Origin of the sequence: Kordia algicida OT-1 (genome assembly GCF_000154725.1) — a bacterium.
Lineage (GTDB): Bacteria > Bacteroidota > Bacteroidia > Flavobacteriales > Flavobacteriaceae > Kordia > Kordia algicida.
This window is the reverse complement of record NZ_DS544873.1, coordinates 957,723-978,750: the sequence shown is the minus strand read 5'-3', so window position 1 is coordinate 978,750 and position 21,028 is coordinate 957,723. Positions and strand designations below refer to the sequence as shown.

At 37.7% G+C, this 21,028-nt stretch carries 7 protein-coding genes; all 7 read right to left on the bottom strand.

All coding sequences use genetic code 11. The features are described from left to right. Window position 1: 1 nt before the first annotated feature. The 7 genes from KAOT1_RS04060 to KAOT1_RS04030 all read right to left on the bottom strand — a co-directional run bounded on the left by KAOT1_RS04060 (window position 2) and on the right by KAOT1_RS04030 (window position 20,997). Window positions 2–961: an acyltransferase domain-containing protein gene (locus tag KAOT1_RS04060; protein WP_007093440.1), complete on the bottom strand. Its 960-nt coding sequence runs from the start codon at window positions 959–961 to the stop codon at window positions 2–4. A 21-nt stretch (window positions 962–982) separates the two neighbouring features. Further along, complete coding sequence (locus tag KAOT1_RS04055) at window positions 983–1,732, bottom strand: polyketide synthase (protein WP_007093439.1); 750 nt, start codon at window positions 1,730–1,732, stop codon at window positions 983–985. 11 nt (window positions 1,733–1,743) lie between these two features. Continuing rightward, window positions 1,744–2,514: an enoyl-CoA hydratase/isomerase gene (locus tag KAOT1_RS04050; protein ID WP_007093438.1), complete on the bottom strand. Its 771-nt coding sequence runs from the start codon at window positions 2,512–2,514 to the stop codon at window positions 1,744–1,746. Next, window positions 2,502–3,761, bottom strand: a complete 1,260-nt coding sequence (locus KAOT1_RS04045; RefSeq protein ID WP_007093437.1) for a hydroxymethylglutaryl-CoA synthase family protein — start codon at window positions 3,759–3,761, stop codon at window positions 2,502–2,504. The genes KAOT1_RS04050 and KAOT1_RS04045 overlap by 13 nt, the downstream gene beginning before the upstream one ends. Window positions 3,762–3,841: 80 nt before the next feature. Further along, a complete protein-coding gene (locus KAOT1_RS04040) occupies window positions 3,842–7,873 on the bottom strand; it encodes an SDR family NAD(P)-dependent oxidoreductase (RefSeq protein WP_007093436.1) in 4,032 nt (1,343 codons plus the stop codon). 31 nt (window positions 7,874–7,904) lie between these two features. Then, complete coding sequence (locus KAOT1_RS04035; protein WP_007093435.1) at window positions 7,905–14,852, bottom strand: SDR family NAD(P)-dependent oxidoreductase; 6,948 nt, start codon at window positions 14,850–14,852, stop codon at window positions 7,905–7,907. Window positions 14,853–14,919: 67 nt separating this feature from the next. After that, on the bottom strand, window positions 14,920–20,997 hold the full coding sequence (locus KAOT1_RS04030) for an SDR family NAD(P)-dependent oxidoreductase (RefSeq protein ID WP_007093434.1): 6,078 nt from the start codon (window positions 20,995–20,997) through the stop codon (window positions 14,920–14,922). Window positions 20,998–21,028 lie beyond the last annotated feature (31 nt).

Sequence of the window (21,028 nt, the reverse complement as noted above, 5' to 3'; positions counted from 1 at the left end):
GTTATTGTACTTTTGAAAAGCTTTCTTTGAACTTTTCAAATGTTTGTAAATTTTTTCCGTATTGATTGATGAGTTGCAACGGCACTGATGTTGCATCTTCTTCTAGAATGTATTTTACTGATGTTGCTAATGAGCCACTTGGACCTAAGTCTATAAATACGCAATCCTGTTGATTGACCATCATTTTTATCGCATTTTCAAAGTTGACAGAATAGCGCAATACTTCCCAAAAATCCTGATGCAGTATTTCATGTTTGATACTCGAATCTTTTGAAGAAACTATGGGAACTTTTCCTTTTGAAAGCTGTACTGCTTGTACTGTTTCTTTGAGTTTATCTTCAACAGGATCAATTAATGGTGTGTGAAATCCGTTGTTGACAGGCAATTGCTGAGAAATGATTCCTTCTTGTTGTAATGCTTTTTGCAATGTTTGTATTTCTTCAGGCAAACCACAAACCACAAAACTTTGTGAAAAGTTAGTCGCAATGAGCCAGCAATTTGAGAATATGTCCGGATTTTGGACAATGATTTCTTTTCCCGACATGATTGCCAACATTGCCGCTTTTGGAGTGTTCTTTTCTACCAACTTTGCAATTTCTACAGAAAGTTTTAATCCATCTTTTAGCGATAACACTTCTGAAGCAATACACGAAGTGATTTCACCTAAACTGTAACCCATTACATAATCTGGTTCAATTTGAATATCACGCAACATGCGAAAGAGACTGTATTGTACACTTATCAACGTTGGATTTGTATACAAAAGCTCATCAAAAGGTTCTCCTTTTTTACTCGGATCGTATAGCATTTCAATGAGTGAAGTTCCTATATGAGAAGACACGATTTCACTACATTCATTCATCCAAAAGTTGAAAATTTTGTTGTTTTCGTATAATTCTCTACCCATTCCGTAATACTGCGAACCTTGTCCTGAAAACAGAAAAACTTTTTTCTTACTCATTAATTTCTTTTTACGCTTTTTTTATTGTCCAAATAGTGTTTTGATGCGTTCTTTTACTTCTGGTTGTGCAAAGGTAATTTCGTGCATTTTCACTTCTTGTTGAATGACTTTTGGCAACTCGTTTCGCATTTCTGCTACTAAATGATCTTTGAGTGCAACAAGCGAAACACGTGGTTTTTCTGCTAAACTTTTTCCCAATTCATATGCGTGATGCATCACTTCTTCACGACGTAAAACGCTGAATGGAATGCCACGTGTTTTGAGTTCGTCTCCGCGATAGTTTCTGGCAGTTAGCAACATTTCTTCCGCCAAGGTGATTCCTATTTTTTTGGGAAGAATGTACGTTGCGCCCATTCCAGGCGTAAAGCCGTATTTCATAAAGTTGGTCGTGTAAATACTTTCTTTGCTCAGTATGACGAAGTCTGCGAATAATCCCATGGCAAATCCGCCACCAATTCCATGACCCTGCATTGCTGCGATTACAGGAATTGGGCAGTTTAACGACAAACTATATAGATCGAAATCAGTGAATTTTGAACCACTACCATCTGAAAGCGACATTAATTGATTTTGCGTTCCGCCACTAGCAAAATACGTATCGTATCCTGTAAGAATTACAGCTTTGTATTTTTCTTGCTTTTCAATGTATTTGTATGCTTTGATGAGTCCATCTGTCAATGCTTGCGAAAAAGTGTTTTTACTTTTTTTGTCTTGCATTTTTATTTGAATGATGGCATCATCAATTTCAGTAAGTTCTACTACATTTTCCATACGCTGTTTTTTTATTCCCACGGAAATTGTCCCGTATTCACGAATCGTTTGATTTTGTTTACATTTTCTTCATCCGAAAAGACTTCAATGTTTGCCGCAATGGCATCAGATTTTGAGTTTTCTGGTAATGAATCGAGTTTGTTCATGTATTTTTTGTAGCGTGCTACACCAGCTTTGTTCAATCTGCGGAGGCGTAATAAGTGCTTTCTGAGCAAGTTTTTAGAGTTTTCTTCACAGGCATCTACCAATCCCCATTCTAAGGCTTGTTGCGCATTGACAGGTTGCGTCATGATTGTGAGATAGTTTGCTTTTGCAAAGCCCATTCTTCGGATTAGAAATGGCAATACGCACGCTGGCATTAATCCGAATAGTAATTCCGATAGACTGAATACTGCCTTGTCTTCGCAAAGCACAATGTCGCACGCAGCTACAAATCCTACGCCACCTGCATTTGCTTTTCCGCGAACGTGTGCAATTGATACGAATGATCCTGTAGCAAGTTGCAACCAAACGTCGTATAATGGTTCAGGGTTTTGCTCTTGGTTATCTGTGTTTTCGTTGATTGCTTTGAAATCGGCACCAAAACAGAATACTTCTGGCAAACCTTCAATGACAACAATTTTTGCTTCCGTTTCACAGACTTCCAAAACGGCTTTAAATTCATGTATCAAACGATCATTGATGGTATTGTTTTCTTCTGGACGATCGATTTGAATGAAACAAATTTCGTCCTTCAATTTTACCTGTAATGTATCGTAATTTGTGGTGTTTAAGATATCCATTCGTATTCTCTATGAAATTCGTTTATTTCTTTTAGGAATAGTGTTTCTTTTCCTAGTGCTTTTCTTGCTTGCGGAATGAAATCTGCATCCAATTTAGTGTTACGCGTTCCAAATTTTACGGCATTACTGTTTATGAGCAATTGCTCGTATTCTTCGATTGTCATCTCGTAACGATTGTCTAATTTTTCTTTGATGTTGAATTTCTTTAAACGCTCTTGTCCTTCTTTGTTGACAACACCACTAAAGAATTCTGAACAACAACCAGAACCATAAGAGAAAACACCTATTCGTCTTGGCTCATCAAAGTTTCCGTTGGCAATGGTACTTACTAATGATAGTAAAGCCGTTGCGCCCATAATGTTTGCTACACGCTGACAGTAATCGAGTCCTGGCATTACTCTACGCTGAAAATCTTCTTCGATATCTTTTCTTTTCACATCTGTAACTTTGCCCATGATATTTCTATGTGCTCCTTTAACCATTCCACCAAAAGGTGCGTGAAAAGCCAAGTAATCAAAGGTAGTTTTGTAATCGCAACCTTCTACCCTTTTTGCGTATTCTAAGTATGCATTTTCACAGCAATCTAAGTATGAAAGTAATGATAAGTCAGAGTCACCTGCATCACCATCAGCAGTTGGACGACAAGTGTCCATTACTTCGTAACCGTAATATCCAGTAGCACCAACATCAATTTGGAATATGTGTGGTTGATCGCTCACTAATAAAGCGACACTTCCTGCGCCACCACTTGGTTCTGCAAACGACCAATCTTCTGTGAGTGCATCTCCACCTTCTTCTACCATAAATCGTGATACATCTGTGGCAATCACTAAGGCTTTTGCGCCTGGCGATGTTTGTGATAGGATAAAGTTTACCGCAGTTTGTAAACCTGCAATTCCTGAGTAACAAGCATTTTTTAGCTCGAATAAACGACAGTTTCGGTTTAATCCTAAAAGATCGTGAAAGTAGGTACTCATTGATTTACCGAAGTCGAAAGCTGATTCTGTACAGGAAATCACCATTTCAATTCGGTCACGTTCTTCAGGACTTAACGCGTCAATTAAAGGTTTGGCAGCATTTACGCCATAGGTAATTGGATCTTCATACGGCAATGCAACCGTTTTTTCTTTCATTAATAAGTTTTCAAATCTAGTCATGTCTAGATTTCGATGTTCTGCCAATTTTTTTACGTCTAAACATGCTGATCCTGCATGTACGTTTATTGCTTCAATTCCAACTAATTTCATGTGTTTGGTATTTAATTTGTTTTAGAGAGTTTTGGTATGTTTCTCTTTTTGTTTTGATTATGAGTTTTTATGTTTGTTTATTATTGATAGAGTAATTCCCAATCGATTGCGGCACCTTCTGTCCAGAGTTCCGCAATTTTTTCATGGTTATTTTCTGCTATTAGTTTTTGAATGTATTCACGTTGCGATTCGTCCTTTTTTGTGTTTTTATTTTTCTTTTTGTAGACTGAGTTTCTAAAGATTTTCCCAGAAGTTTTTACGTCATTTTCGTTGAGATATGCATCTATTTGTTGTTCCCAATCTTGAAAAGAATCTGCTACAAAAGCGACACGTTCGGGCATTTCAGAACGACCTGTCTGTAAGGTGTATGCAATACGTTCAAGCGTTTCGGTATTTTGATCTGCTTTTTGAATGTATTCTTTGTATTTGGAAAGGTATTTTTTGAGTCCGTCAGGATCATTTGCAGAAACAACAAAAACCATTTTTTGTGCTGTTTCTTGCGTTTTTTCTTCTGTTACTGTTTTAGGTTCTAGATATTCTTCTAAGACAATGTGTGCGTTTACACCACCAAATCCGAAACTACTAACGCCTGCAACACGTGGTTGTGTAACGTTTTGTTTCCAATCGCTTGATTGATGTGCAATTTTAAAAGGTGTTCCCTCTAGTTTTATGTATGGATTTACCGCATCACAATGCAACGTTTTGGCAATTTTTTCATGTTTCATTTGAAGAATTACTTTTAGTAATCCTACCACACCTGCGCCATATTCTAAGTGTCCTATATTTGATTTGATACTTCCGAGTTTGCATTCTTGCTTTTCTTTGGAAGCAGCACTTGATGAAGCAACCATTTTTAGACCTTCTATTTCTATCGGATCGCCTAATGGTGTTCCTGTTCCGTGGCATTCTACATAGCTTACACGACTGAAATCCATTTCTGCATCTTGCAATGCTCTTTTGATAACTGCTGCTTGCGATTTTGGATTTGGAGCAGTCAATGAATTGGCATGTCCACCATGATTTTCGGCAGTTCCTTTGACTACCGCGTAAATATTGTCGCCATCTTTGATAGCATCTTTTAGTTTTTTAACCATTAAGACACCAATTCCTTCGCCACGAACATATCCATTGGCTTTGTCTGAAAATGTTTTACAACGTCCATCTTCACACAACATTCCCGATTTTGAGAAACTGATGTATACATCTGGCGTTAGTAATGCATTGACGCCACCAATAAATGCTTGATCGCAATGTCCAAGATTAATTGCTTCCATAGCGCGATGTAAGGCAACCAAACTACTACTACACGCTGTATCAATTGGATTACTTGGTCCGTGCCAATCCATTAGGAAACTGATTCGGTTTGGTCCAACTGATGGTACCATTCCTGTAGCTGAGTACGCTTCTACAGGCATAGAACTTAGTAAATGTACGTAACTACTTGGTCCGCAACCCATAAATAATCCTGTGTTGGTTCCTCGGAGTTCATCAGGTGCGTATCCTGCATCTTCCATACATTCCCAAACATATTGGATCATTAAGCGTTGTTCTGGTGACATGTAAATGGCTTCCGCAGGCGAGATTCCAAAAAATAGCGGATCAAACGCTGCAATGTCATCTACAAATGATCCCCATTTACTGATGCCTTCGTAGTCTTTCCAATTCCAACGATCTTTTGGTATTTCGCTAATCATGTCTTTTTCGCCGATGAGCATTTCCCAAAATTCTTCTGGATTGTTTGCACCAGCAATTTTACAACTCATTCCAACAATGGCTAAATCCTTGTCGCGATATACGTTTCTGCTTTTGTATTTTTGCTTGAAACTACGCGCAAACGAAGTGATATCATCTTCTTCTACAGTTTCGTTTTGAGTTTCTTCTTGTGTCGTGTCTTGTGGTTTTTCAGAAGAAGTTGTATTTGAAAATGTACTTGCGTGATTTTCGTATAGATATTCTGTAAAAGCATCAATACTTGTCGCTTCAAATAATACCGTTGGCAATAGATTTAAGTTGAATTCCGCATTGAATTTGTTGATGAAACTTGATAGTAAGATCGAATCAAAACCAAATTCCGACCAATCTTCCGTAGTGTCTAGTTGTTCTATTTTACGTTTTAAGTGTGCTGCAACTTGCTCTTTTACTTTTTGTGAGATTTCTTTTTGCAAACCATCCGTTTCAGTAGCTACATTTGACGTTTTTGGTGTTGCTGTTTTTTTCTTCTTTTTTGGTTTGTTGAATAGGTTTTTGATGTTTTTCTTACTTCCGTATAAAACTACTACTTGTGTTGCTTTACTTTGTAATATCTGCAGCAGCGCCGTTAATCCTTCTTTTGCTGGCAACGGTTTTATTTTGAATACTTCCTGCAAGTTCTTTTTCGTTTCTGCATCTAGTTGCATTCCGTCACTTTCCCACAACGGCCAGTTGATACTGACACTTTTTCCGTAGCTTTTTTGTGTTGCTACTCTTTCAGCACGATCTGTCATATACGCATCCATATACGAATTTGCCGCAGCATAATCTGCTTGACCTGCATTTCCAAGCGCGCCCGCAATGGACGAAAATGTGATAAAATAGTCAAGTTTTAAGTGTGCCGTAGCATTGTCTAAGTATTGCAATCCTTGTACTTTTGGTGCTAAGACTTGCTCAATTTCTTTGTGTGTTTTTTTGGTGATGAAATTGTCTGCGTTGCTTCCCGAACAGTGAATGATACCATTGATATCAGCATTGTTTTTTATCAATTCTTGTACTTCTTCTTCATTGCTTACATCGCAAGAAATATAGTTTGCTTTGACTCCTTTGGCAGTAAGTTGATTGATAAACTTTTTGCGTTCGTTGGTCAGTTTACTTCTTCCAACAAGTAGTAACGTACAGTTGTTGCTTTTTTCGGCAATGTCTTGACAGATGAGTTTTCCAACGCCACCAAGCGCACCTGTGATGAGAATTGTTTTGTTGTTCTGCCACGTAAGTTTAGAGTCTGTTGAAAAATCAGCTTCGGTGAATATGGTTTCTATTTCCTTATTTTCAACTGTAACTTTTGTTTCAATTTTCGGATATTCAATTGTAGCCGTTTTTAGCAAACCAACAATTCCTTTCCATGAAGGTTTGTCTTTAGGAAGTTGTACTTCTACTAAGTGATTTGTCGCTTTTTCTTCGATTAGTTTTTTTACCGTTGAAAAGGTAGATTTTACTAATTCGTTATAGGTTTTTGCGCCTTTGACAATTGTTTTATTTTCGTGTGCTTCTTCGTCTGCATTTTCAGAAGTTTCCCAAGTTGCGTTGTAATAGACCAATTGTTCTTCTTGTGCTGCAATTTCTATTTCACGTGCTTGAAATCCTTTGATGACTACTTTTATTTCTCCGTTTTCGTCGGAAACTGTATAGTCCATTCCGTCTTCTTGCTTTTCAATGTACGCAAACATTGTATCGGTCAATTCGCCAAAAACAAAGGTATTTCGTACTGCAAACGGAACTACATTTGCTTCTGGATTGCTCGCTAAGGCAATTCCACCTTGAATGATACTGTCTAACATTCCCGGATCCATTGCCATGTTTCGCTGGCTTGATGTTGGTAGCGATAGGTTTACCAGTGCAGTGTTATCGCCAATATGAATGGTTTCGATTCCTTGGTGACTTGGTCCAAGAAATACTTCACGCTTGCGCATGTTTTCATAGAATTTTGCTTTGGAAGGTCCTTCTTTCGTACATGTTTCTTGCAATTCAGCAATGGGAAGTGTTTCAGCAATTTTATGCGTTTTACGTACTTCATCTTTTGTGAGAATCAACGCTTTTGTTTGAAAGTGTACACCTTGACTCGTCATGACTTCAACGCCAAATTCACCAAAAGCACCAGGATATACTTTGGCTTGTACTTCTCGTTTTTGAGAGACTAAGATTGCTTGCACAAAGACGCTGTCTTCCAACACAATCATTTGATCGTCTGCAAGTTCTATAGAGTTTGCCACAGCAGCTCGGGATATTTCCAAATATGCCATTCCCGGAAGGATTTTTTGTCCTTGTATGATATGATCTGCTAAGAAAAGTTCGTTTCCTGTAAATGTGGATGTAAATACACCAATAGGATACGTTTCGTTAGGTGATTGATTTTTTGACATGGTTGTTTTTAATATTTTAGTTGTAGACAGTTTATAGTGAAAGTGCTTCTTCGTTGGTCGTTTCCTGACGAACAGCTCTTGCATAGAAGTTGCTTACTTTTACAAGTAATGCGCCTTTTTTGTTTACAATTTTTATGTTGAATTTTTTAATGTCTGATTGTATGCCGTTGTTACTGTCTGCAAATTCTGCAATGACGTAACAGGTTGCTGTTAATGGTCGAATCATTTCAAGTTCATCAATAGCGAAAGGCATGTGCGGATCTTTGGCATTTGAATTTGCTAATAACCCTGCAACAGTTTGCATAGCGCCATCAAAGATGCTTGGATGTAAGATGTAGCGATCAAAATCGGCTCTTAGTTTTGGAGCAATTTTTAGTTTTGATAATGTATACGTATCACTTACATGTAATTCCTGAATGGTTTGAAATGCTTCACCGTAGACAATTCCAGATTTTTTGAACGATTCGTAATATTGCTTACTGTCAATCGTTTTATGACATTTTTCTTGTAATGCTTCAATAGAAACCTGTTCATTTTCGGTAGAAGCATCGCGACTGTTTTCAAAGACAATTCTTCCTTCAGCATGTGTCACCAATTCGTTTTGATTGTTTAATGAACGTATTTGATAACGCGTAGCATTTCCTTTTTGCTCTAAATAGGTTTGTACAGATTTTGAACTGTTTTCAAACGTTAATGGATGCATCCAAACGATTTCCTTGATTTTTCTCGTTTTACGTTCACCTGCAATGTTTCCACATACGTTTGCCATTTCTATGAATCCTGCGCCTGGAAATATTGGCATATCATTTATGGTATGATCCTGTGCATAGTATTCGTTGTGATGTAATAGTGATTCAAAACCAATACTTCGCAAGGTTGAGATATTGTGAGATACTAATGGATGTAATTGTATGCCAACGGTTTCAGGTTGCGTTTGTACTGAACTTTTTGTTGCGTTTATATCTGTAATCCAATAGCTTTCTTTGGCAAATGGATAGGTTGGCAATGAGATTCTTTTTGGTTGATGGTTTGTATATAATTTATTCCAATTGATATCTGCACCTTCTATCCACTTACGTGCAATTTCAGTGAGATTCTTTTTGCCAAGCAAGAATTCAATGTATTCTTTTTCATCTTTTGAGAATCGTTTTTTAATTGCTCCTTTCTCTTGCGTACTTTCAAAAGTATTTGCTGTTGTTTGCTTGTTTCTCCAGCTTTTTAGTTGTTGCATTAATTCTTTTGAATCTTTTGCAATGAAAGCCAAACGTTCCGACATTGCTTCTCTACCAACTTGAAGTGTAAATGCAATATTGGAAAGTTTTTCGTTGATATTTCTTCCCACAAAAGCCAAGAGTTGATTTGCATATTGCTCCAAACTTTCTTTATTTTTTGCTGATAGTACTATCAATTGAGGTTCGTTGTTTGTTGTTTCTTTTTCCGCCTTTGTTTCGTGCTCATGTTCTTCCACAACTAAACAAGCATTTACGCCGCCAGCTCCAAATGAGTTGATGAGTGCACGTCTTGGTGTATTGTTCACTTTTTCCCAACTTGTTACCTTATGTTGTAAATAAAATGGTGTTGCCTCAAAGTTGATGTTCGGATTTACTTCTTCTGAATTGATTGTCGGTACTAATACTTTGTGTTTTAATTGCCATAAGATTTTTGTCAATCCTGCAATTCCTGCGGCAGATTCAGAATGTCCTATGTTTGCTTTTACAGAACCAATCGCACAGAATTGTTTTTCTGTAGTTGCTTTTTTGAAAGCATTGGTTAAGGCTAAGATTTCTAAACTATCGCCTAATTGTGTTCCTGTTCCGTGACCTTCTACATAGTTGATGGTTTCTGGAGAAACTTGCGCATTTTGTAATGTTTCTTCTATTAAAGCAGCTTGTGAGTTAGGATTTGGCGCTGAATATCCGTTAGAACTTCCGCTGTGTCCGTACGCGCTTCCTTTTACCACTGCGTATATGTGATCGTTGTCTTCAATAGCTTTGCTGAGTGGTTTTAGTAAGACTGAACCAACTCCTTCACTTGGCACAAAACCATCGTCTCCTGCTCCAAAACTGTAGTTTTTGTTTCCTTTTGCGACCATTCCTTTGCCACAAAGTGAATGATATTTGGAAGGATGCAAGTATAAGTTTACGCCACCTGCTACTGCTACTTTACATTCTTGTCGTTTGAGACTTTCGCAAGCTAAGTGAATTGCCACTAATGATGATGAACACGCAGTGTCAATTGGCATGCTTGGTCCTTGAAAATCCATTAAGTATGAAACTCTGTTTGCAATAGACCAAGGTAATGCACTTGCATTTAGGTAGTTTCCATCGTTCCATGCATCAGTTGCGAGAATGTTGTATGTGTTTGTGGTGACTCCGACAAATACGCCGACATCTGCTCCTTTTCCTTTTTGATATTTTGTACGCAAACTGCTTTTGGTATATCCTGCATCTTCGATGGTTGCCCAAACAGAAGCTAGAAATAAGCGTTCTTGCGGATCCATCATTTTGGCTTCTTGCTCTGTGATTTTGAAGAATTTTGGATCAAATTTGTCTACATCGTTTACAAATCCGCCCCATTTGCTGTACATTTTTCCTTCGGAAGCTTTTTCAGGGTTTTCGTCGTAATAGTCATCTGCATTCCAGCGTGTGTTCGGAACTTCTTCAATTAGATTTTTTCCTTTTTTGAGATGTTTCCAATACGTTTCTATCGTATCTGATTTTGGATATTTTCCGTTGATTCCGATGATTGCAATAGGTTCATCGCTAGTTGGTGTCGGATTTTGTATGGTTTTTTGTGGAACTGCAGCTTTTATCGCATCGCGTTTTATTTCTGCGGAAGCGACCATAGCAACAGGCTCAGGCTTCGAAATTTCCAATACTTTGTACAATTGGTCTTTTGCTTCAATGTGTAAATGATCTGCCAATTCCTTGATCGTCGGATATTCGTAAAGCAAGGTTTTTGGCAATGCGCCCAAGTCATTTTCGAGGCTGATGTTGATTTGCCCGATGACGATAGAATCGATTCCAAAGACATCAAATGGTTCTTCAATGTCAATTCGAGAAGCCTCAAGTTTGATGACATTTCCGATGAGTTCTTGAAGATAGATTTGTGTTTTTTCTAGTAATTCTGAGTCGTCAATTGTTGTCGTAACTTGTGTTTTTTCAACTTTTTCTGTAACAATTTCTTGTTGTAGGTATTGCTTAATTTTTGCTTCATTTCCGTATAATGCAATGGTTTGTGATTTTCCAGAGCTTAGGAATTCTTCAAAATATTCGAGTCCGATGTTGGTAGCAATTGGATGAATTCCGATGTATTCTTTTCCTTGTGCAATGTCGCTTTCTGAGAGCGAGAAACCGCCTTCTTCCCAAAATGGCCAGTTGATGGAAAGTGTGTTTCCAAAACGTGTTTTCGTTGTTGTCTGATGGTTTCTGTGTGTTGCAAAAGCGTCTAAGAAATTGTTTGCATACGCATAATCTGTTTGACCGTAATTCCCTAAAACACCTGCAATTGATGAGAATACTACAAATATGTCTAGCTTTTCCGCTTTGGTCGCTTTGTCTAGATTGACAGCGCCTAAGATTTTAGGATTGATGACTTGTTGCGCTTCTTCCAACGATTTTTTGATTAAGAAACTATCTTTGCTTACGCCTGCGCTGTGAATGATTCCGTTGATTGTAGCAAACGTTGTTTTCGTGGATTGAACGAGTTTTTCAACCGCTTCAAAGTTTGTCACATCAACTTGTTTGTAGCTTACTTTTGCTTGATATGAATTTAGTTTGTCAAGTCGCGCTTGCTTCGTTTTGTCTAAGGCAGAACGACCAAAAAGCACTAATGTACATGCAAAGTTTTTTGCTAAGTATTCACTGATAATGTAGCCTAATCCGCCAATTCCGCCAGAGATAAGATAGACACCTTTTTGTTTGATTGGTAGAATTGCCAAGTTTCGTTGTACAGGCGAAAATACTTGTATTTTTTTTGCAAATCGTTCCGTTTTTTGATTGCCTTGAACAATGTGTTTGATTTCGTTGTGTTGCCAGTTTTCTTCTGAAAATTCATTGGTGAGTACTTCTGTAATGGTTTCCGAAGTGATTTTTGTTCCTTCAAGAAGAATGGTTTTTGCTTGGTATTTTGGATTTTCCAGCGAAAGCGTTTTAAAGAATGCACCAAAAGCTTCTTGTAATGGTGTTGCTATGGTAGAACGATCTGTAGCAAGTGAAATGATTTTTACGGCAAGCTTCGTTTTTAGACTTACTAAGTTTTTACAGAGATTGAAAAGTGTAACTATTCCGTTTTGCATTGCTGTTGCAACTTCATCATCACTTTTTAGTCCGTGATGAATGATGTGTGTTGGCAATGTATTTTTTGCTTCTAGTTGCGCGATGAGTTGTGAAATATCTTTTTCCTGACTTGGATTGATGTGATATTCCGTTTTTGAAACTTCTTTGTATGTATCTGCAAGTTTTACAAAGATAAGTTGCTGATTTTCTGTTGAAGCATGTTGCTTTTGATACGATTTGTATAAGGTTTCGTCTGTATCAAGAATTAGGATGCTTTTTGTAGTATTTTGAGTTTCTTTTGAAGCAATGTCAGTCGCTTTCCACGCAGTTGTGTAATGTAGTTTTCCTATTTTTTCAGGAACAGCTTTTACAGGAACTACTGTTTCTACAGTTTGTGTTTCTACTTGTACTGTTTCTTCCGGAATTTCCGCCCAATAACGTTCTTTTGCAAACGGATAGGTTGGCAAGTTGACGCGATTTGGTTTTTCACTTCCGTAGAATTGTTCCCAGTTCAATTCCACTCCATTTGCCCAAATTTCAGCGAGTTTGTCAAAGGTTTTTTCGTTTATCCAAGTGTCCACAAGTTTACTAAGTGTTGCATTGTCTTCAAAAATGTCTAACGAATCGTTGTTATTTTTTTGCTTGAGATATACATTTGGAATGTTTTCTTCGCCAATAATGTACGCTTCTAGTTTTTCACAGAGATCACTGGTTGATGTTGCTACAAAAGCAACTCTTTTGCGCATTTCTTCTCTACCAACTTGTAGCGTGAATGCAATATCATTGATATGCAATTTTGCTTTGTTCGTTGTTAGTGCCGCGTGTAAGTCTGTGATTTTCTGCGCCAATTGTTCGTCTGTTCTTGCTGAGATTGGCACAAGAACACCATCTGTATTGATCTCAGGACGTTTTTTGGAAGTTGCCTTGTTTTGAGGATATTCTTCAATGACTAAGTGTGCGTTCGTTCCGCTGAAACCAAATGAACTGATGGCAGCTCTGCGTGGTTGTTCTTCGCCATTTATGGTAGCTTCCCAAGGTTTTTCTTCCCTAGAAATATAGAAAGGAGATTTTTTGAAATCGAAGATTGTATTTTCCTTTTCTACATTTAAACTTGGCACTAAGGTTTTGTTTTGCATGCAAAGCAATACTTTGTGAATGCTTGCTACTCCAGCCGCACCCGACGTGTGACCAAGATTACTTTTTACCGAACCAATTCCGCAGAAATTTTGCTTGTCTGTTTTTTCTTTGAAAACCGTTGATAAGGCTTCTAATTCTATTGGATCGCCTAGTTTTGTTCCTGTTCCGTGAGCTTCCACATAACTGATGGTCTCTGGATTGATGTTGTAACGTTTGTAGATTTCACGTTCTAGTTCTATTTGACTGTTTACGCTTGGCGCTGTAATTCCGTTGGTTTTTCCATCTTGATTGATTCCTGAACCAATAATCACTCCGTAGATATGATCGTTATCGCGTTCTGCATCTTTTAGACGTTTTAAAACAATGGTTCCTGCGCCTTCTCCTGGCACAAATCCGTTTGCTGAATCGTCGAAAGTTTTGCATTGTCCATCTGGCGAAAGCATTCCTGCCTGACACATTCCTACATACGATTCTGGAATTAGATATAGACTAACTCCGCCCGCAAGTGCCATGTCAATTTCTTTGTTTAGTAATCCTTGACAAGCGACATGCGTTGCAACTAATGAAGACGAACACGCCGTATCAAAAGGAATTGCTGGACCTTTTAGGTTCATAAAATACGAGATTCTCGCAGAACCAATGGCAAAACTGTTTGCGGTTGTATTGATGGAATTTGAGTTTCCTTTTGCCATTAAATGTGAGTATTCATTGCTCATGATTCCCATGTACACACCACATTTTTTGTCGCTCAAATTGTTTCTGGAATATCCTGCATCTTCAAAGGCTTTGTAACTTTCTTCCAAGAATATTCTGTGTTGCGGATCCATGGATTCTGCTTCCGCGGGCGATATTTGGAAGAATAATGGATCAAAACAATCTACATCATCTAACATTCCCAACGATTTACAATATATTTTGCCAGGTTTTGTAGGATCTGGATCGTAATATTTACTGGTGTCCCAACGTGATTTTGGAATTTCTCTTACGGAGTTTTTACCCGCTTTTAGGTTTTCCCAGTATTGTTGCAAGTTTGGCGCATCTGGATATCTTCCTGAGATTCCAACGATGGCTATTTTTTCATCTTCAAATCCGCTACTTAACTTTTCTATTTGTTTTTTTCGTGGCTTTTTTGTCAGAGTCGGAAAAGAAGTTAGCGAGTTTAGTGAAATACTCGTGGATGATTTTGGCGTTTCCAATTCGATTTTCTTTACAACTGGTGTTGATTGAATCGGTTTTGGTTGCATCATAGGTTCCACTTTCACTTCTGGTCTTACTGGAGTTTTCTGCGTTTCTGCTGCAACGTTTGCATTTGGATTTTTCGCTAATTCTTCCGCTACATACGCCGACAATTGTTTTACGGTTGAATAGTCGTATACTTTGGTCGACGAGAGTTCGAGATCAAATTCTTTGTTGATAGTTTTTATCCACTCTACGCCTACGATGGAATCTAGACCTAAATCTGTAAATGATTTGTCCGCATCAATTTCAGAAGGTTCTAAGTAAAGTGCGTCGGCTAGACTTACTATAAGACGTTTTTGTATTTGTGTCTTGGTTAAACTATGCATTTTGGTATGTTTTGATTGAGTATTTTCTCAGTGTTTGTAAATGTTTCTTTGGTACTGTAATTACTTGCTATGAAATTGCATTTTCCATACTTTCCATTTCGCTACGTATGTATTTGGCAAGCGCGTTTACAGTTGCGTAGTCGTAAATTTTGGTAGACGATAATTCCATGTTTAGTTCTTTGTTGATCGTTTTTATCCATTCTACACCAACAATTGAATCTAAACCAATGTCTATAAATGATTTGTCGGCGTCAATTTCATGCGGTTCTAGATACAATGCATCTGCCAACGTATTGATAAGCATTTGTTTGAGTTGTTCTTTTGAGAAAGTGTTTTCTGAAACGTTTGATGTTTCAATGGTTACTGATTTTTCTTTTACAGCTTCCACTTTTGGTACATCGAGATCAATTAATTTGATTTCTTTTTGTTTTGGAGTTATTGCGCTTTCCACTTTTGGTGCGTCGTCAAAATCGTCTAAACTTATTTTTTTGATTGTCGGCGCGTCGTTTTGTATTGCTGCTTTTTGTATGATTTGCGTGTTTGCTAATGCTACATTTGTTGGTTTTGGCGAAATGATTTTTTCTTCAATCGCAATTTTGGTAGACAACTCGCGTAGTTGTACGTCTGTTGGCTTTTCTATTTTTGATTCTAATATGACAAACGGTTCTAGATCGATTGTAACCTTTTTTGCTTGTTTGACGGTTCTGTCTAACTTGATTTGTTGTAACTCTAAACCTTTTAGTTGAGCGTAAACAATTCCGTTTTCGTCACAGAAATCTGCATTGATGTATACGGCATCTTCCGAAGTTTGCGATTCGTCATATTGAACTAATACGAACATTTTCTTCGTGAAAGCGTTATAAATCGTTAATGAATCCGTTGCCACAGGAATAAACATGTAGTTTTCAGACAGTTTTAAATCGGTTATGAGACATATTGAAGCTTGCATCACACTGTCTAAAATACTTGGATGTAGTACAAAATCTGTTAGACTGTTTTCAATAGTTTTTGGCAATGAAATTTCTGATAAGAGATAATTTTTGCTCATGTATACTTTCTGAATTACCTGATTGGATGCGCCATAATACAATCCCATGACACTAAAAGCGGTGTAAATTTCGTTTGCTTCGCGTGTGTTTGACTGTAATTCATTTTGAAGTTTGGCTACATCAAATTGGAAACTTTGTTCCGCAGTTTCATAGTTTGCCAGTCCTTGCGCATGAATGATTTCTTCATTTTCTTGCTTGCTTGTAATTTCAAAATAAACACCATTTTCACCTTCTTTTTCAAGGATGATATCTAGTTGTTTGTTTTCATTGAGTAGAAATGGTTTTCCCCAAGAAATTCCTTGCAACGAAATTGCTTCTGCTTTTTTCGATGCAGGTTTGATATGTTCTGCGGCAGCGCGAGCCATTTCTAGACTAGCCAAAGCAGGCAACGCTTTTTTGGCGCCAGTTCCGTTGAGTTTTAGTTGATAGTCTTTTACAAAGAATTCTTTTCCTGTAAATGTCGTCGTAAAACGTTGTTGGTCTAAGTTGGACGTATTTGCATGCACTAATGGATGTAATGCAGAAATATTTTGAGTTTCTGGCAATACTTTTCCTCGCATTTCCGGAGCATTCCAGTATTTTTCTTTTGCAAACGGATAGGTTGGCAAACTGATGCGCTGTATTTTTTCATTGCCATAGAATGTACTCCAGTCAAGTTGAAGCCCTTTTGCCCATAAGTCAAAAACCTTTGCGTATTTTTTCTGTTCAATCCATTTGTTGATGGTTTCCTGAAAGTCTACATCCGAATTGAATAATGAAATGGTTTCTTTGTTTTGCTGTACTTGCCCGCGATAAATGTCTCCGTGTTCGGTGTCACCATTTACAAATGCTGTTAATTTTTCGATTAGGTCATCTACGGAAGTGACCAAGAAACCGACACGCTCATCCATCGCTTCTCTACCAATTTGTAAGGTATACGCGAGTTCCGTAAGATTGATTGTTTCTTTATTTTTTTGAATGAATGCTAAAAGATCAGTTGCTTTTTGAATTAATTGACGTTCAATTCTAGCCGATAAAGGCACAAGAAATTCTGAAATTTCTAACGAATAATCGTTTTGTTTAGTTTCGTATTCTTGTATGATGATGTGTGCATTAGAACCGCCAGCTCCGAAAGATGATAATCCTGCCAAACGCGGAATTGTACTTCCTTCAACAACTGGTTTTTCCCAATCGCGTAAGGTTTGATTGATTTCAAAAGGTGTTTTCGTAAAGTCTATGTTTGGATTTAAGCGTTTGGAATGCAATGAAGGAACAATTTGCTTGTGCTTCATTTGCAATAATACTTTGGTAAATCCTGCAATTCCTGCGGCAGATTCACAGTGTCCTAAGTTTGATTTGGATGAACCGACTAAGCAGTGACTTTTTTCTGCTGAGATTTGATATGCTTTGGTCAACGCTGCAATTTCAATCGGATCGCCCAATTTTGTTCCTGTTCCGTGTGCTTCTACATAACTGATGTGTTTTGGATCTGTTTTTGATTCGCGCAATGCTCTCGATATCGCTGCCGCTTGCGCATTTGGATTTGGTACTGTATACCCATTGGTTTTTCCACCGTGATTTAACGCTGTTCCTTTGATGATTCCGTAGATGTGATCGCCATCTTTTTCTGCTTCTGATAAACGTTTTAAGATCACAGCTCCAACACCTTCGCCTGGAATGTAACCATCGCCACCTTCTCCAAAACTTTGACAGTGTCCGTCACTCGAAATGAATTGTCCTGCGCTTAGCATGCTGTATTTGTTGGCATCGATACTTACGTTTACGCCACCCGCAATTGCCATGTTGGTACGTCCAAGTTTGATGTCTTGACATGCCAAATGAATTGCTGTGAGTGATGAAGAACACATCGTATCAAGCGTCATACTTGGTCCGTGAAGATTTAAGAAGTACGAAACTCTGTTGGCGATACTTGCCAAACTTCCTGAGAGATTGTATTCGCCATACATGACACCAACATAAACACCAATTTGCGCTGATTGATCGTTTTCCATTGGAATTTGTAACGATTGTCTTGTGTAACCTGCATCTTCAATCGCTGTCCAAGCATGTTGTAAAAAGATACGTTCTTGCGGATCTATGTAGCTTGCTTCTCTTGGCGAGATGTTGAAAAATCGTGGATCAAATTCGTCTACTCCTGTGATAAATCCGCCCCATTTGCTTGTATGTGCGCCTGGATTTGCTTTGTCTTCGTTGTAGAAATCACGCCAATCCCAACGTTGCTTTGGAACTTCTGTTACACAGTCTTTTCCGTTTTTTAGATTGTTCCAATAGGCTTCTATATTGATTGATTCAGGATAACGTCCGCTAAGTCCCACAATCGCAATCGGTTCGTTGTTAACTGATTCTAGAGATTTTGAATATGCATTTTGATTTGCTCCTAATTTCTTGAATTTTCTTCGCTGTCTTCTTGTTATTGTTGGCGTTTCTACTTTTTGAACAGGTTTTGAAACTTGCTTTTTTGGAGATTTTACCGCAGTTTTTTCAATGGAAAATAGTGTTTGTAGTTTTTCTTGAAAGTTTGCTGCAATGTATTCGCCCAATTCATCAATCGTTTGGTATTCAAAGAATAAGGTTTTGGATAAGGTTCCAAATGTTTTTTCTAGTTTTCCTGTCAGATTCATTGCTACGACAGAATCGATTCCGTAACGTTCTAGCGGAGCGCGTGTGTCAATTTTGTGCAACGATATTTTTAAGACTGATGAGAATTCTTTTCGTAAATATGCTATCGTTTTTTCAACTAGATTATCTGTAGTTTCAGTCGTTGTTGCTTTTGGCGTTTCTTCCGTAATTTCTTTTATCGTTTCTATCGCTGGTTTTTCAAAGAGTAGTTTGCGAATTTTTTGTGCTTCTCCTTCTAATAAAAATAGTGAAGAAGTTTCTAAGTTTAATGAATGTTGAAATGCTGTTGTACCATTTGCGGTTTCCAACGGACGTACGCCAGTTTGTTGTTTCATGTTTTCAAGCATTTCTGCTTGTAATCCCATGCCACCATTTTTCCATAACGGCCAATTTATCGCAACGTATTTTGTATTGTTTTGCTGTTTGTTTTGATAGTTTGCATAGTGATCTAAGAATCCGTTTGCTAGTGCATAATCTCCTTGCCCTGGATTTCCTAGTGCCGCAACTCCTGATGAAAATAATGCGATGAAATCTATATCAGTATTTTGTGTAGCAAGGTTTAAGTTGTACGTTCCAATTACTTTTGGTTGCAGTACGTTTGTGAATTCTTCCGTAGTTTTTTTGAGAATGAAATTATCTGCTGTCATTCCTGCTGTGTGAAGAATTCCGTTTAATTGATCGAATTCTTTTAAGATTGCTGCAATTGCTGATTTTGTTTGTTTTTCGTCTGAAAGATTTAGTTGACGATAGGCAACGTTTCCGCCATTTTCAGTGAGTTTTTTGAGTTTTGCTTCTTTTTCAGATGTTAGTTCAGAACGACCAGAAAGAATGATGGTTGCATTGTTGGTTTGCTGTAGTATTTCTTCCACGAAAAGCGTTCCCAATCCGCCAAATCCACCTGTAATGAGATACACGCCATTTTCTTTGAAACTGATGTTTTCTTGTGTATTTGGTAAGCTAATTTCCTCCAATTGCCACACATAACGTACTGTATTTTCATATTTTACAACCGTATCAATGTAGTTTTCTTGATTGAATTGTAATTGCTTCGTGATTTCTTTCGCGTCATTTTGATCTGTGAGAATGATTTGTCCTGAGAATTTCGGATTTTCTAAAGCGGCTGTTTTTAGTAAGCCTGTGATTCCTGTAAAGATTTCATTTTCAGCAGTGTTATTATATACGATTTGCAAGTGTACTTTTCCTTGCGATTTCTTTTGAATGAGTTCCTGTACTTTTTTGAAAATCTGCAATGAAACTTCTTCGTAGATTTCTGCTGTATTTTTCTTAGAAGAAACCTTAAATGCACTACATGATGCGTTTGACAGGTTATTTTGAATCGTTTTTACGTCTTCCTGAGCGAAATTATAGAAGATGATTTCGTTGTGATCGAATGCAACTTTGGCAGTTTCTCCTTTGGTTTCTTTCCAAGTTTGTGTTGCGTATACGACTGTCGCTTCTTCTGAATTTGCAATTGTTTTTAGACTTGGAACTGTAAATGTTTTTGACGTAAATCCTTTGAGTTGTGCACAGATGATTCCATCTGCATCACAAACATCTATGTCAAGTTTGGTAATGGTATCGCCACTTTTAGAACCTTCCGCATAGCGAATCCAAACGAACATTTCTTCTGTACACGAAGTAAATACTTGAATATTTTCTAACGCAAATGGCAACATCGGACTTCCAGAAGATAAAGTTGCTAAATCATCCACCAAACCTAAACTCGCTTGCAATGCACCATCTAACATTCCGTGATGCAATGTGTATTTTTCTTGTGTTGCTTTTGAAGCGTTCGCCAATTCGAGTTTGGCAATGAGTTCGTTGTTTCCTTGATAGATTTTTGAGATTACTTGATGCGTGTCACCATATTGTAATCCTAAGTTTGCATACGTTTCGTAAATCTCTGCAGTGTTTAATTCGCCACGATGCATGTTATCTGTAAGTTTTTCAACTTCTAGCGTTTTGTTTTCCTCTTTTTCAACATAATTGATTTCTCCTTTACAGTGAATTGTTTCCTGTGCATTACTTTCGCTACTGTAGATTTCAAACTGAATGTTTTCTTCGTTTTCCGTGAGTAATTCAATATGAATTTCTTTCGCTTCCGACACAAAAAATGGTTGCATCCAAACCACGTTTTTAAGTTCTATGACATGTGTATCTGTGATGTTTGGCAACGCATTTGCTAGCGCGGCATGTGCCATTTCTAAATACGCAACGCCAGGCAAGATTTTCATAAGATTGTCTTCGCCCAATCGTACTTGATGATCTGCTAAAAATGGTTCGCTTCCATTCAAAACGGTGCTGTAACGCTGCTGATAGAAATCAGACGTGTTGGTATGCAGCAATGGATGAATTGCTTTATGTACTGCTTGTGTTGACGATTTTTGTGAAAATTGCTTTATGAGTGATAAGGCATTTCCTTTGGATAGTCTCTTGTGTTTCAGTTCGGAAACTACATATTCAATAAAATCTATCATTTGGTTTTTCTTTTTTTCTGGTGGAAATTTG

Coding starts and splice junctions, on each gene's coding strand:
- KAOT1_RS04060 (WP_007093440.1), bottom strand. CDS start 961: ATGAGTAAGAAAAAAGTTTTTCTGTTTTCAGGACAAGGTTCGCAGTAT.
- KAOT1_RS04055 (WP_007093439.1), bottom strand. CDS start 1,732: ATGGAAAATGTAGTAGAACTTACTGAAATTGATGATGCCATCATTCAA.
- KAOT1_RS04050 (WP_007093438.1), bottom strand. CDS start 2,514: ATGGATATCTTAAACACCACAAATTACGATACATTACAGGTAAAATTG.
- KAOT1_RS04045 (WP_007093437.1), bottom strand. CDS start 3,761: ATGAAATTAGTTGGAATTGAAGCAATAAACGTACATGCAGGATCAGCA.
- KAOT1_RS04040 (WP_007093436.1), bottom strand. CDS start 7,873: ATGTCAAAAAATCAATCACCTAACGAAACGTATCCTATTGGTGTATTT.
- KAOT1_RS04035 (WP_007093435.1), bottom strand. CDS start 14,852: ATGCATAGTTTAACCAAGACACAAATACAAAAACGTCTTATAGTAAGT.
- KAOT1_RS04030 (WP_007093434.1), bottom strand. CDS start 20,997: ATGATAGATTTTATTGAATATGTAGTTTCCGAACTGAAACACAAGAGA.